Origin of the sequence: Rathayibacter sp. AY1C5, from assembly GCF_002931705.1 — a bacterium.
GTDB lineage: Bacteria > Actinomycetota > Actinomycetes > Actinomycetales > Microbacteriaceae > Rathayibacter.
In genome coordinates this window covers 1-13,852 of the sequence record NZ_PSWD01000044.1, presented here as the reverse complement: position 1 = coordinate 13,852, position 13,852 = coordinate 1, and the positions used below count along the sequence as shown (strand labels likewise).

The following is a 13,852-nucleotide window of genomic DNA, read 5'->3' as shown; positions in this document are numbered from 1 at the left end:
GGGCGGTTCGAGGGGGCTGCTCAAGGGGGTGGTGCTGGTCCTCCCGACGCTATAGACGGGCCTTGCGACTGATGGCTGGATGAGACGGATTCAGGTTGTAGTACCCCATTCGGGCGTGGTGGTCGGGCTTATATCAGCGATTCCGCTGAAGGACTGGCGGACCGCCGCGCATGCGTGTATACGGACGGTCACACGCGCTGTCGACGACGGATCGGAGGGCGGATGTCGGATCGGGAGGGGACTCCGGGAATGCCCGTCCGCGGAATGGACGAGGGGGAGTGCTGCTCGGTCGAGGAACGGCGACCCTACCCGGCGACTCTGGACACGGCCCCGGGCCGGGCCGCTGGGCGAGAGAATTGACCGGGCGTTCACCGGGCCGACCCCTCGCCGAAACACTGCGATGATGGGCTCTCCACTGGTGATCGCCGTCGCACCCGCGTCGCGGATCACCCGCCGCGGGCGAGCGGCGGTCCCGACGAGAGGGAGGACGCGATGGACACGGCCACGACCGCGACCGGCGACCGCCCGTCCACCCCGCCGTCCCGGGAGCGCCCGAGATGCCCCCGGGTCCGCGCTCGCACCGTGATCGGACGGCTCCTGCTCGTCCCCCTCGTGGTGCTCGCCCTCTTCGGCGCCGGGATCCCGCTCTACGTCACGCCCCCGATCGACCCGATCCCTGAGCAGGCGGACGCGGTCTTCGTGCTGGGCCCCTCCACGAGGGCACGCGTCGAGTTCGCCCGCCGGATCATCACCTCCGGGGCGACGGACACGATGGTGCTCTCGGTCGGCCCCGGCGAGATGAACGCTCCCTACGAGGCCAAGAAGTACAAGAAGTGCAACGAGCCCGGCGGCGACGTCCTCTGCTACTCCGCCGACCCGCTCACGACCCAGGGAGAGGCCCGGCAGCTGCGCGACATGGCCGAGCAGTACGGCTGGGACCACGTCATCGTGATCACCAACGCCTCCCACCTCGTGCGCGCCGAGATGATCATCGAGCGCTGCTACTCCGGCGAGCTCTCGATGGTGCCCTCGGGCGAGCCGATGGGCCTGGACTACCTGGTGAACCAGTACGTCTACCAGACCGGCGCCTTCCTCAAGGCCTTCCTGGTCACCAACGGCTGTTGACGCGAGCACTCCTCCTCGAGCCGCCGAGCCCGCCTGCGCTAGTCTGCCCGGGGCGCCATCGGCCCCGAGCCCGCTCCTGCGGAGCCCGGCCGGCCCGGCCCACGACGGCAGCGCGGCAGGAGGATCGACCGGGGAGACCCGCGACGCTCCCCGCTCCGCACCGGTCACCCCCACGCGAACCCCTCCGAAAGGCCCGCCCGTGACACCTGCCCGATCGATCTTCGCCGTCGGCCGCGGCCAGTACGAGAACATCGGCGACATCATCCTGCGTCGCCAGCTCCTCGACTGGCTCCGCGAGTCGGGTCCGCTCCACGTCTACGTGGGCCACTCGCCGTGGGGCTACGACGACGGCCTGCGCCTGGGCCCGGACGACACGGTGTACCGCTCGCTCCTGCGCTGGTACGCGGCGCTCGCTCGCGAGGCCCTCGCCGGCCGGGCGAACTCGGTGTTCAAGCCGGGAGAGATCCAGCTGACCCTGATCGGGATGAAGGAGCACCTCGTGATGCTCCCGGGCATCGCCCTGGTGCGCCTCGGCGGCGGCCGCGTGATCCGCGCCGGCGTGGGCACCCGCAACTTCGCCCCGCTGCCCCGCGCGATCATGTGGCCCTCGATGGCGCTCTCGAGCTACACCCGCTGGCGCGACGACAAGACCGCCGGCTACATGCGCGTCGGCGCCGCTATGCCCGACCTCGGCTACGGCGAGGGCTCGAGCGACGCGGAGCTGACCGCGTTCGCCGCGCAGCCCGACGAGGAGCGGCGTGTGCTGGTCCTCTCCCTCCGCGAGGACCACGAGGTGGACGCCCGCCCCTATCCCGAGCAGGAGTGGCTGGCCGCGATCAAGGGCTTCGCCGAGCGCGAGGACCTCGACATCGTCGTGGTCACGCAGGTCGCCGTCGACGCCGAGCGCTCCCGCCGTCTCGCCGCCGACCTCGACGCGGACATCCTCGACTGGGATCCGGCGCACACCCACGACGAGCACGAGATCCTGCTGCGCGAGCTCTACCGCACGGCCCGCGTCGCGATGAGCGACCGGCTGCACGTGATCATCATGGCGTTCACCGAGGGCGCGGCCCCGGTGAGCCTGCAGATGGACGGATCGACGAAGGCCTCGCGCCACTTCGAGACCATCGGGATCCACGACGTCACCGTCGACATGTCCCGGACGACCCCGGCCGCCGGCGTCGAGACCTTCTCCGCCGTGGTCGCCCGCCGGAGCGAGCTGCTCGAGAAGCTGCTCGTCGCCCGCGGACGCCTCCGCGGCGTCCGCGACGACATCCAGGCGCTGCTCGCCGTGCCGCCCCGCAGCCGCCCGGCCGCCGCGGCAGCCCCTGCCGGCCCGAAGACGCGGGTGTACCACGTCGGCCGCAGCGGAGAGGTCCCCGGAGGCATGACGCAGGTCGTCAACGGGTACCTGCGCTGGCCGTTCGAGCGCTCGGACGTCCGGGTGATCTCCTCCCGCACCGCTCCGGGCGAGCACGTCGCCGCGGCCCGCCTGGCCGCCGGCGCCGCCGCCCGCATCGTCGCGATCGCGCGCCGGGAGCCCGGCGCCGTGATCGTCGTCCACCTCTCGGAGCGCGGCTCGTTCCTCCGCGAGGGGTCCCTCCTCCGCCTCGCGCACCGCCTGGGCCTGCGCACGGTCGCCCACCTGCACGGCAGCGAGTTCGCCGCCTTCACCGCCGCGCACCCGCGCCTGGTGAAGGACGTGCTGCGCAGCGCGGACGAGATCATCTCGCTCTCGGAGGAGACCTCGGCGATCTGCCGCCGCTACGTCCCCGCCGAGCGCGTGCACCTCGTGCCCAACGCGCTCGAGCAGGGCACCCCGCGCGAGAAGACCCGCACCGTCGTCTTCGGCGGCGTCGTCAGCCACCGCAAGGGCGTCGACGTGCTGCAGAAGGCGTGGGCGCAGGTCGAGGGCAAGGAGGGCTGGCGCCTGCTGGTCGCCGGTCCGATCCGCGAGCCGGAGGTCGTCGACCGCGGCGTCCCGGGGATCGAGTTCCTCGGCTCGCTCGAGAACGCCCGCCTGCTCGCCCTGCTCGACGAGGCGTCCATCGCCGTCCTGCCCTCGCGCGACGAGGCGATGCCGATCTTCATCCTCGAGGCACTCGCCCGCGACGCGGCCGTCGTCTCGACCGCGGTCGGCGGCATCCCCGAGGTCCTCGGCGACGGCTGCGGCCGCGTGGTCGCGCCCGGAGACGTGGAGGGCCTCGCCGCCGCGCTGACCGAGCTCATCACCGACGAGGACGCCCGGGCCGAGGTCGTCGAGAAGGCCGGGGCGCGCTTCCGTGAGCGCTTCTCCGCCGACGCCGTGTTCCCGCGGGTGGAGGAGGTCTGGCTCGGCTGAGCCGCCTGCGACTTCGCCCCGGATCGCGCCCCCGGCCCCGCTCCGGGCCTGGGCGGAGCCGCGGGAGCGTAAAATCGCTGGAGTCCGCGTCGCCGTGCCGTCGCGCGCCCAGCCGTCCGCTCCCGGACGCCTTCTCCCTCCATCCCAGAGAGGCTCGACCGTGGCCATCGCCGCCGACTCCGACCGCCGCCTGTGGACCCTGCCCCTCGCGCGCGCCGTGATCGCGGCGGTCGCCGGCTGCGTCGTCACCTTCTCGCCCGACCACGGGCCCGCCTTCGGCCTCGCCGTCTTCGGCGGCTTCGCGATCGCGACCGGCGCCGTCTCGCTCGCCCTCGGGCTCCGCAGCTGGAGCGGCCGGGCCCGCCCGCTCGCCCTCGGCTCCGCGGTGCTCACCCTGGTCGCCGGAGTCGCGGCGCTCGTCGCGCTCCCGGTCGCCAACCTGCTCTCCTTCGTCGCCCTCGTCGCCGGCTGGGCGCTGCTCTCCGGCTTCCTCGAGTTCTCGAGCGGCCGCCGCGGTCAGGGCCTCGCCGCCCGCGACTCCGTGATCGTCGGCGTCGGCACGATGCTGCTCGGCGCCGCCTTCGGACTCCTCCCGCCCCACCCCGTCGTCACCGTCGGCCTCCTCGGCGCCTACGCCGTGATGGTCGCCGTCTTCCTCGCCATCGCGGCGTTCTCGCTCAAATGGGCCGCCGGCGCCGACGCAGCCACCGGACACGATCCCGTCGCCCCCACGACACCGACCTCCGGAGGAGACCGATGACCGCCGAAGGCCAGCAGCCCGACCCCGCCTCTCCCGCCGACCGCGCCTCGGCGGCCGACTCCGCCCCGGCGCGCGACCCCGGCGAGTTCACGCCCCGCACGTTCCAGCCGACCCGCAAGGACCGCCTGCGCCCGCTCGAGCTCATCGGCTTCTCCGCGGTGATGGCGGCCTTCGTCGGCCTGGTCGTCATGCTCTCGACCCGCGAGCCGGTCGTCGCGCTCATCTCGTTCGGCGTCGCCTTCATCGTCGTGCTCGTCGCGATCGCCATGTTCTCGCTGACCTTCAAGCCGGACGAGGCCGAGATCGCGGACATCGACGAGCAGGACTCCGCTCACTAGGTGAGGGACGGCTCCGCCGCTCCCAGTCGACCGGGAGCACGCCGCGCGGGCGGATAGTCCCTTCCGCCGCGCATGCTGATGGAGCAGCCCGGAGGGCGTCTCGAGATCCCGCCTGCGCACGCGGGCGCCGCTTCCGCGTCGGTGGTCGCGCGTAGCGTGCGGAGGGTGGCGGAGGCGATCGGGCGGTGGTGGCAGCGGCGGCGGTTCTCGCGCGGCGCCGACGTCCCCTACGCGGTCGGCACCTACCGGGAGGCGTGGGCGTCCTACCCCGTCCTGGTGCGGCAGTACCGCCCCGAGTACAACGAGGGCATCGTGCTCAGCCAGATCCCGCCCGCGGCCGACGTGTACCTGTGCTGGCTCTGCGACGCCGGACACGTCTTCGTCGCCACTCCCGAGGAGCAGCGCCAGCGTCCCGGCCGGGAGCGGCGCCGCTCCTCCTGGTGCCCCGACTGCGCCGAGCTCGCCTCGCCGCGCCTGCCCCGGGCCGCGCCGATGATCGGCGGCCGGCTCGCCGAGGTGCTCGCGCCGGCGGCCGCCCCCGACGACGGCTCCTTCGTCCTCCTGGCGCCGCCCGCCGTGATCGCGCGGGGGCTCCCGACGTCCGTGTCACCCACCGGCCGCGGGTCCGTGTCACCCGCCGACCCGAGCGGATCCGCGCGCGCCGCGTCGTCGACTCCTCCGTCCGCTCGATCCACCCCTCCAGCTGCCGCCGCTCGGGCCGCGCTCCCGCCCGCCCCTCGTACCGCCGCCTCCGCCGTTCCGGCCGCGGTCCCGTCCGCCGGCCCCGCCGCCCGCCCGGCCCGCTCCCGAGCCCGGCCCGCCCGCGTGTGCCCGAAGACGCCGGACCTCCCCGTCGGCGAGCCCTTCGCGAGCCGGTGCGCGCCTCCTCCCGCCTCCGCCGTCGAGGCCCGGCTCCGGGCGCTCCTCGCCGACCGGCTCGTCTTCGATCCGGCGCACACGGCGGTGCGTCTCGCGCGGCCGTTCTTCGAGCACTGCGAGGCGTGGCCCGACCTGGTGCTCGGCGAGCTGCGCGTCGCGATCGAGTACGACTCCACCGGCCGTCACGGACTCGAGCACGTCGGGCACCGCGAGGAGGCCGACCGGCGGAAGGACCGCGCGCTCCGCTCCGCCGGATGGGAGGTGGTGCGCATCCGCACGGGGAAGCTGCTGCCGCTCGGCCCACACGACCTGGTCGCCACGGGAGTCACGGCCGCGCTGGCGGACCGTCTGGTCGACCGGCTCCGCGATATCCGCGGTCCGCTGCTCGTCGACGCCTGGGGGCGCTGAGCGCGTCACGCGGCGGCTGCGGGACGGTCCTCCGGGACCCGCCCCCGTCGCTCCGTCCCCGTCGCTCCGTCCCGGTGTCCGGCTCGGCAGAGCGGGACCCGCCGACGCAGTGCCGGCGAGCGGGAACCGTCGAGTGGGAGCCGGCGAGTCGGAGCGGTCGAGTCGTCGCCGCCGGCTCGCAGCCGACGCGTCAGAGCCGCAGGGCCAGCGCCTCGCTGCGCCAGCGGCGGTGCAGGGCCCAGGGGTCGGGCTCCCCGGCGCGCACGGTCTCGATGTGGGCGTCGAGCACGGGGCTGCGCGCGAACCACTCGGTGCGCTCCAGGCGCTCGTCGGCGAACTGGGCGTGCCGATGCTGCTCGAGTGCTCGCCCGCCGCGCTCGAACGCGAGGAGCACCTCGTGCCGGAGCCGGTGGAGGCGCTGCCGGGGATTGCCGCTGGTGCCGATCTTGATCCGCTCGCCGAAGCGGATGTAGTAGACGACGTCGACCCGGGGCGGCGGCAGCTCGCCGTCGGGAGCGTCGCCGAGCCGCCACTCGCAGGCGGCGCAGAGCCAGGCGGAGGGGAGCCGGACGCCCAGGCGGGACCCGCACGCCGCGCACGGCGAGGGCAGGACGTCGATCACGCCGTCCTCGCGGGCGACCCAGTCGTGCGCGAGCCCGAGGTGCGCCGCGCAGAGCGCGAGGGGGGCGCCCGTCTCGGCCGAGGAGGCGCACCCTCCGATCGCGCACGCTGCCATGCCGCCGACGCTAGGTGCGACCCCCGACATCGCGCCGCCGTCGACCGCGCCGCCGCGAGCACGCAGGAGTCGGAGTGCTCGCTCTCGAGGACGGCGGCACCCGCGCGCTCGCTGCCCGGCGGATCAGCTCAGGCGGTCGACCAGCGACGAGGCGAGGCCCGTGTAGCCGCCCGGCGTCAGCGCCAGCAGGCGCTCCTTCGCCGCGTCGCCGATGTCGAGACCCTGCACGAAGACGGCGAGGTCGTCGGCACCGAGGCGCTTGCCGCGGGTCAGGTCCTTCAGCAGCGCGTACGGGTCGGTGATCGAGGAGCGGCCGGCCGCCACCTCTGCGCGGATCACCGTCTGGATCGCCTCGGCCAGCACCTCCCAGTTGCCGTCGAGGTCGGCGGCGAGGGCGGTCGGGTCGAGGTCGATCTCGAGCAGGCCGCGGGCGATGTTGTCGAGGGCGAGGAGGGAGTGGCCGAACGCGACGCCGATGTTGCGCTGCGTGGTCGAGTCGGTGAGGTCGCGCTGGAGGCGCGAGGTGACCAGGGTCTGCGCGAGCGAGTCGAGCAGGGCGCTGGAGAGCTCGAGGTTCGCCTCGGCGTTCTCGAAGCGGATCGGGTTGATCTTGTGCGGCATCGTGGACGAGCCGGTCGCCCCGGCCTGGGGGATCTGCCGGAAGTAGCCGAGCGAGATGTAGGTCCAGACATCGGTGCAGATGTTGTGCAGGATGCGGTTCGCGTGCGCGGCCCTGCCGTAGAGCTCGGCCTGCCAGTCGTGCGACTCGATCTGGGTGGTCAGCGGGTTGAAGACGAGGCCGAGGGAGGTGACGAACTCCTCCGCGAGGGCGGGCCAGTCGGTGCCGGGGTCGGCGGCGAGGTGCGCGGCGAACGTGCCCGTCGCTCCGCTGAACTTGCCCAGGTACTCCGTCGCCTCGATCTGCGCGACGACCCGCTCGAGCCGGTACGCGTAGACGGCGAACTCCTTGCCCATCGTGGTCGGGGTCGCGGGCTGGCCGTGGGTGCGGCTGAGCATCGACTCGTCGCGGTAGCGGACGGCCAGCTCCCGGAGCGACGCGACGACCGAGCGCAGCTTCGGCAGCCAGATCTCGCCGACGGCCTGGCGGACCACGATCGCGTAGGAGAGGTTGTTGATGTCCTCGCTGGTGGCGGCGAAGTGGGTGAGCTCGGCGATGCGCTGCAGGCCCAGCTCCTCGAGCCACTGGCGGACGAGGTACTCCACGGCCTTCACGTCGTGGCGGGTGCGGGCCTCGAGGGTCGCCAGCTCGTCGATCTCGGGCTGGCCGAAGTCGCGGGCGCGGCGGCGCAGCTCCTCGGCGGTCGCCGCGTCGACGGGCTCGGAGCCGAAGAGGCGGCGGTCGGTCAGCGCCAGCAGCCACTCGACCTCGACGTGCACCCGCGCGCGGTTCAGCCCCGCCTCCGAGAGGTACTCGCCGAGCGACGAGACGGCACCGCTGTAGCGGCCGTCGAGGGGGCTCAGCGGCTGGGTGGGGAGCGAGGTCATGCGGTGGTGCCTTCCGGTTCTCAGGTGTCCTGCGCGAGGGCGGCGCGCGCGTCGGTGGAGTCGGGGCGGACCGAGCGGTTGCCGCGCAGTCCTGGTTCGATCTGGGCGAAGAGGGCCCGGCAGGCGCGCTCGATGAGCGCGAGCACCGAGTCGAACGCCGCCGCATCGGAATAGTAGGGGTCGGGGACGTCGCCCTGCGGGGAGAGGCCGGGCTCGAAGTCGAGCAGGCGGCGGATCTTCTGCCGGTCGACCTCGGTGCGCGCCCAGGAGCGCAGCGCGCGCTCGTGCCCGTGGTCGAGCGCGACGACCAGGTCGAACTCGGCGAAGCGGGACGGGTCGAAGAGCTGGGCGCGGTGGCGGCCCCCGTCGAAGCCGTGACGCTCCAGCGCCGCGAGGGCGCGGCTGTCGGCGTGCTCGCCGAGGTGCCATTCGCCGGTGCCGGCCGAGCTGATCTCGATCGCGGAGCCGAGCCCCGCCTGCTCCGCCAGGGAGCGCAGCACCACCTCGGCCATCGGCGACCGGCAGATGTTGCCGGTGCAGACGAAGCACACGGCGAAGGCCGAGGGCGCAGGGGAGTCGGGGGTCACCCGCCCATCATGGCGCACCGCGGCTCCTCCACAGCAGGCCGATCGCGGCCGTCGTCCACCGATGGCGCGCGACGCCTCCCGGGCGGCGGCGGCGCGGCCGATGCTGACTGCCGAGCCCGCGGTGTCAGTCCTGACGGCGGCGGAGGAAGGGGCGCAGGAGGAGGCCGATGAACCAGTTCACCAGGGCGAGCACGAGGGCGCCGAGCACGCCCCACCAGAAGCCGTCCACGACGAGGCCGAAGCCGAAGAGGCCGCTGATCCAGGCGGTCAGGAGCAGCAGGAGGCCGTTGACGAGGAACGAGACCAGGCCGAGCGTCAGCACGTACAGGGGGAATGCGACCACCCGCACCACTCCGCCGACGACGGCGTTGACGACGCCGAAGATCACCGCCACCAGCAGGTACGTGAGGACCGCCGCTGCGGGGCCCTCCTCGTACGGGTCCACGCGCACGCCCGCCACGACCAGGGTCGTGAGCCAGATCGCGACGGCGTTGGTCAGGAGGCCGAGGAGGAGTCTGCTCATGCCTCCACTATCCCCGCAGGCGGGGCGGGCCGCGAGCCGGGGCTCAGGTGAGGGGCCCGCCGATGGTCGGCTCGGGCGCAGGAGTGCAGAGGCGGGGGTCGTCGGCGCAGGTCCGCGGAGGGAGCACCGCGGTGGGCTCGGGCTGCGGCAGGGGCTCCGCCGTCGGCTGCGGGGCCTCGGTCGGCTCCGGAGCCGGGGGATCGGGCGTCGGCTCCTGGGTGGGCTCGGGCGCCGTGGTCGGCCGGGGAGCGGCGGGAGGCGCGGGGCGCGGGGGAGGAGCGAATCCGCTGCCCGGCTCCGGGACGAGCGGCTCGCGCGCCTCGATCACGGCGACGGCCAGCGGAGCGACCGCGGCTCCCGAGGCGAGAGCGCTCCGGAGCTGCTCGACCGCGTCGGTCAGCACCGCCCGCCGGGACGTCGATCCGCGACCGGAGGCGAGGGTCGACGTGGCGAGGCCGAGCACGCGCTCGGCCAGCGCCGTCCGCTGCTCCCCGGCCGCGGTCGTCGCGGTGGTGATGGCGTCGGCCGAGACTCCCTCGAGCGCTGCGTTCAGGGATCCGATCGCCACCAGCAGATCGGTGCGGGCCGCGCCCGCGACGGTGCCGTCGGTCGCGGTGAGGAGCGCGAGCGAGTCGTTCCGCAGCGCGAGGCCGGCCTCGCGCGCGGCGGTGTAGGCCGGGGGAGCGGCGACGTCGATGGACGTCTCCCGGAGAGTCGGGGTCGCCTGCGTGCCCTCCGCGGAGGGCGTGCATCCGGTGAGCGCGCCGGCGGCGATGAGCAGGGCGATCGCGGCCGTGGCGCCCCGGAGGAGCGGGCGCGCACCCCCGCGCCGCTCGGCTCGCCCTCGACTCCGCATCACTGCACCCTAATCGGGGGACGGCCGCCGTGGGCGCCGGTCAGCGGGGCGGTTCGCGCATCCGAGACCCGGGTCGGCCGCACCTCCGGGCCGCACCGGCGGCGCTCGACCGGTGGGAAGGGGGCCCGGCGCACGCCCGTCGAGGGCGGGGGACGGCGCGCGCGGAACGGCGGGGCGCCCGCCGCCGCGCCGCCTAGCATGGGGCGGGTGACCGACCAGCAGGAGCCTCCCGTCCGCCTCCGCCCCGAGATCCTGGCGCTCCCCGCCTACAAGCAGGGCCGCGCGGCCGCCGCCGACGCCTTCAAGCTCTCCTCCAACGAGAACCCGTTCGACCCGCTGCCCTCCGTGCTCGCGCGGGTCCGCGAGGTGGACGACTTCAACCGGTACCCGGACGCGGCGGCGACCGCCCTGCGCACAGCGCTCGCCGCGGAGTACGGCGTCCCGATCGAGGAGGTGATCGTCGGAGCCGGCTCCGTCGCGGTCATCGCCCAGCTCATCACCGCGGCGGCGGGCCCGGGCGACGAGGTCGTCTACGCCTGGCGCTCGTTCGAGGCGTACCCCTCGCTCGTCACGACCGCGGGCGCCACCAGCGTGCGCGTGCCGCTCCGCGCCGACGACACCCACGACCTCGACGCCATGGCGCAGGCCGTCACCGAGCGCACCCGCCTGCTGATCGTCTGCAGCCCCAACAACCCCACCGGCACCGTCGCCACCGCCGACGACGTCGAGGCGCTCCTCGAGCGCGTCCCGGGAGACGTCCTCGTACTCCTCGACGAGGCGTACGCCGAGTTCGTCGACGACGAGCGGGCCGTGGACGGCACCCGCCTGCTCGGCCGCTACCCCAACCTCGTGATCGCTCGCACCTTCTCCAAGGCGTACGGCCTCGCCGGCCTCCGCGTCGGCTACGCGATCGGCCACGCGCGGATCCTCGACGCCGCCCGCTCCACCGCCATCCCGCTCTCGGTCACCCGGTTCGCCGAGACCGCGGCGGTCGCCTCCCTCGAGCACCGCGAGGAGCTCCTCGAGCGCGTCCACCGCATCACCCGCCTCCGCGACGACCTCTGGCGGGCGCTGCTCGACCAGGGCTGGACGATCCCGGAGCCGCAGGCGAACTTCCTCTGGTTCGACACCCGCGAGCACACGGCGCGGGCGGCCGAGGTCTTCGAGCGCGCCGGGGTCGTGGTCCGCGCGTTCCCGCCGGAGGGGATCCGCGTCTCCGTCGGCGAGGCGCGCTCTGTCGACAAGCTCCTCAGCGCGGCGGCCGAGATTGTGGCTTCCCTCCCCGAGGGCCACCCCGCGAGACGGATAGGTTAGTCGGGTGGTAGCCACCAGCACGGAGTCGCCGACTGTCCAGTTCCTCTCCGCGGACGGGCGGTTCTCGCCGACCCCCGCGGCCGAGCAGTACGCCTCCTACCTCGACGGGGTGGACGAGGCGCAGCACCGCTCCTTCTACCGCGAGATGGCGGTGGTCCGCCGCTTCGACACCGAGGCCGCGAACCTGCAGCGCCAGGGCCAGCTCGGACTGTGGGTCCCGAGCCACGGGCAGGAGGCGGCGCAGGTCGGCTCCGCGTTCGCGATGCGCCCGCAGGACCACGTGTTCCCCTCCTACCGCGAGCACGTCGTCGGCAAGATCCGCGGCATCGACCTGCTCGGCGTCCTCGCGCTCCTGCGCGGCACGACGCACGGGGGCTGGGACCCGACCGACCCGACGAACGGGAACTTCCACCTCTACACGCTGGTGCTCGGCTCGCAGGCCCTGCACGCGACCGGCTACGCGATGGGCCTCACCTTCGACGGAGCGACCGGCACGGGCGACCCCGAGAAGGACGCGGCCGTCGTCGTCTACTTCGGCGACGGCGCCTCCAGCCAGGGCGACGTCAGCGAGGCGATGGTCTTCGCCGCGAGCTACCAGGCTCCCGAGGTCTTCTTCCTCCAGAACAACCACTACGCGATCTCGGTCCCCGTGGCCACGCAGTCGCGCAGCCCCCTCTACCTCCGCTCCTCCGGCTTCGGCATCCCCGGCGTGCAGATCGACGGCAACGACGTGCTCGCGAGCTACGCGGTCACCGCCAAGCACCTGCAGGACGCGCGCTCCGGCGGCGGTCCCCAGTTCATCGAGGCGCTGACCTACCGGATCGGCGCGCACACCTCGAGCGACGACCCGACGAAGTACCGCACCGACGACGAACTCGCCTCGTGGGTCGCGAAGGATCCGATCACCCGCTTCGCCGCGTTCCTGCGGAGCGAGGGCGTGGAGCAGTCCTTCTTCGACGAGGTCGACGAGGAGGCGAAGGACTTCGCGTCCGACATCCGCCGCCGCCTCCTCGCCCTCGAGGTCCCACCCACGGGCGTCATGTTCGACCACGTCTACTCGGAGCCGCACGTGCTCGTCGAGGAGCAGAAGGCGTGGCTGCAGCGCTACGAAGAATCGTTCGGAGGCGAGTGATGACGATCGACACCAGCACGACGGCCGCGCAGCCGCCCCTCACCGGGTCGCAGCTCGAGTCCATGTCCATGGCCAAGGCGCTCAACGCCGGCCTCCGCCGAGCGATGACGCAGGACGACCGAGTCCTCCTGATGGGCGAGGACATCGGCCCCCTGGGCGGCGTCTTCCGCATCACCGAGGGCCTGCACGCCGAGTTCGGGGCGAAGCGCGTGCTCGACACGCCGCTCGCCGAGTCCGGCATCGTCGGCACTGCGATCGGGCTCGCGATGCGCGGCTTCCGCCCGGTCTGCGAGATCCAGTTCGACGGGTTCATCTACCCGGCGTTCGACCAGATCACCTCGCAGCTGGCCAAGATGACCAACCGCCACGAGGGTGCGATCACCATGCCCGTCGTCATCCGCGTGCCCTACGGCGGGCACATCGGAGCGGTCGAGCACCACCAGGAGAGCAACGAGGCGTACTTCGCGCACACCGCGGGCCTGCGCGCGGTCAGCCCGTCGACTCCCAACGACGCCTACTGGATGATCCAGGAGGCCATCGCCTCGGACGACCCCGTCATGTTCTTCGAGCCCAAGAGCCGCTACTGGCCCAAGGGCGACGTCGACCTCAGCGGTTCCGCCGCGCCGCTGCACGCCAGCCGCGTCGTCCGCCAGGGCACGGAGGTCACGCTGGTCGGCTGGGGCCCGATGGTCGCGGTCCTCCTCCAGGCCGCCGAGCTCGCGGGCGAGGAGGGCACGAGCGTCGAGGTCGTCGACCTGCGCTCACTCTCCCCGATCGACTGGGAGCCGCTGCTCGCGTCGGTCCGCAGGACCGGTCGGCTCGTCGTCGCGCAGGAGGCGTCCGCGAACGTGAGCCTCGGCTCCGAGATCGCGGCGACCGTCACCGAGCGCGCCTTCTTCTCGCTGGAGGCGCCGGTCCTCCGGGTCGCCGGCTTCGACACCCCCTTCCCGCCCGCCAAGGTCGAGAAGCTCTTCCTCCCCGACGTCGACCGCGTGCTCGAGGCCGTCGACCGCTCGCTCGCGTACTGACGCGCGCGACATCCGCCCGCACGAGCCCACAGGAGTCCCCCCGATGACAGAGCAGTTCCTCCTCCCCGACGTCGGCGAGGGTCTCACCGAGGCCGAGATCGTGGCCTGGAAGGTCAAGGTCGGCGACGAGGTGGCCGTCAACCAGGTCCTCGTCGAGATCGAGACCGCCAAGTCGCTCGTCGAGCTCCCCTCGCCGTTCAGCGGCACCGTGGTCGACGTGCTCGTTGACGAGGGCCAGACGGTCGACGTCGGCACCGCGATCATCACCGTCCAGGCCGGAGCCGGCTCGATCGGCTCCGAGGTGCCCGCGATCCCGGCC

General features: G+C 73.6%; 14 protein-coding genes. 9 read left to right on the top strand and 5 right to left on the bottom strand.

Annotated features, from left to right (window positions below; translation table 11 throughout):
* Positions 1–582 precede the first annotated feature (582 nt).
* The 5 genes from C5C57_RS16935 (at position 583) to C5C57_RS16915 (ending at position 5,851) form a co-directional block, all read left to right on the top strand.
* The gene (locus tag C5C57_RS16935) at positions 583–1,125 is read left to right on the top strand and encodes a YdcF family protein (RefSeq protein ID WP_146084859.1); all 543 of its coding nucleotides are present in this window, start codon (positions 583–585) and stop codon (positions 1,123–1,125) included.
* Between the two features lie 199 nt (positions 1,126–1,324).
* A complete protein-coding gene (locus C5C57_RS16930) occupies positions 1,325–3,466 on the top strand; it encodes a glycosyltransferase family 4 protein (protein ID WP_104226626.1) in 2,142 nt (713 codons plus the stop codon).
* 160 nt (positions 3,467–3,626) lie between these two features.
* On the top strand, positions 3,627–4,226 hold the full coding sequence (locus C5C57_RS16925) for a DUF308 domain-containing protein (protein ID WP_104225185.1): 600 nt from the start codon (positions 3,627–3,629) through the stop codon (positions 4,224–4,226).
* Positions 4,223–4,564, top strand: coding sequence for a hypothetical protein (locus C5C57_RS18580; protein WP_258059918.1), 342 nt, complete (start codon positions 4,223–4,225; stop codon positions 4,562–4,564). Before C5C57_RS16925 ends, C5C57_RS18580 begins: the two co-directional genes overlap by 4 nt.
* 165 nt (positions 4,565–4,729) lie before the next feature.
* Entirely contained in the window at positions 4,730–5,851 is a 1,122-nt protein-coding gene (locus C5C57_RS16915) for an endonuclease domain-containing protein (RefSeq protein WP_258072766.1), read from the top strand.
* 190 nt (positions 5,852–6,041) lie between these two features.
* On the opposite strand, the gene C5C57_RS16910 is transcribed toward C5C57_RS16915, so the two are convergent.
* The 5 genes from C5C57_RS16910 to C5C57_RS16890 all read right to left on the bottom strand — a co-directional run bounded on the left by C5C57_RS16910 (position 6,042) and on the right by C5C57_RS16890 (position 10,059).
* Positions 6,042–6,587, bottom strand: coding sequence for a GIY-YIG nuclease family protein (locus C5C57_RS16910; RefSeq protein ID WP_104247989.1), 546 nt, complete (start codon positions 6,585–6,587; stop codon positions 6,042–6,044).
* A 123-nt stretch (positions 6,588–6,710) separates the two neighbouring features.
* Positions 6,711–8,093 (bottom strand): adenylosuccinate lyase, encoded by a 1,383-nt coding sequence (purB, locus tag C5C57_RS16905; protein WP_104225198.1) that lies wholly within the window; start codon positions 8,091–8,093, stop codon positions 6,711–6,713.
* Positions 8,094–8,113: 20 nt separating this feature from the next.
* A complete protein-coding gene (locus C5C57_RS16900; protein WP_181027248.1) occupies positions 8,114–8,680 on the bottom strand; it encodes a low molecular weight protein-tyrosine-phosphatase in 567 nt (188 codons plus the stop codon).
* Between the two features lie 124 nt (positions 8,681–8,804).
* Positions 8,805–9,203: a phage holin family protein gene (locus tag C5C57_RS16895; protein ID WP_104225199.1), complete on the bottom strand. Its 399-nt coding sequence runs from the start codon at positions 9,201–9,203 to the stop codon at positions 8,805–8,807.
* Between the two features lie 43 nt (positions 9,204–9,246).
* Positions 9,247–10,059 carry a hypothetical protein gene (locus C5C57_RS16890; protein ID WP_146082471.1) on the bottom strand — a complete coding sequence of 271 codons (813 nt, stop codon included), beginning with the start codon at positions 10,057–10,059 and terminating at the stop codon, positions 9,247–9,249.
* A gap of 198 nt (positions 10,060–10,257) precedes the next feature.
* Here C5C57_RS16890 and hisC point away from each other — a divergent pair, with 198 nt between their 5' ends.
* The 4 genes from hisC to C5C57_RS16870 form a co-directional block, all read left to right on the top strand.
* Entirely contained in the window at positions 10,258–11,373 is a 1,116-nt protein-coding gene (gene hisC, locus C5C57_RS16885) for a histidinol-phosphate transaminase (RefSeq protein ID WP_104247991.1), read from the top strand.
* A 4-nt stretch (positions 11,374–11,377) separates the two neighbouring features.
* On the top strand, positions 11,378–12,505 hold the full coding sequence (locus tag C5C57_RS16880) for a thiamine pyrophosphate-dependent dehydrogenase E1 component subunit alpha (protein ID WP_104247992.1): 1,128 nt from the start codon (positions 11,378–11,380) through the stop codon (positions 12,503–12,505).
* A 62-nt stretch (positions 12,506–12,567) separates the two neighbouring features.
* Positions 12,568–13,533, top strand: a complete 966-nt coding sequence (locus tag C5C57_RS16875; RefSeq protein WP_181027250.1) for an alpha-ketoacid dehydrogenase subunit beta — start codon at positions 12,568–12,570, stop codon at positions 13,531–13,533.
* Between the two features lie 43 nt (positions 13,534–13,576).
* Positions 13,577–13,852 (top strand): biotin/lipoyl-containing protein (locus C5C57_RS16870; protein ID WP_308471469.1); only part of this gene is annotated, 276 nt, incomplete at its 3' end.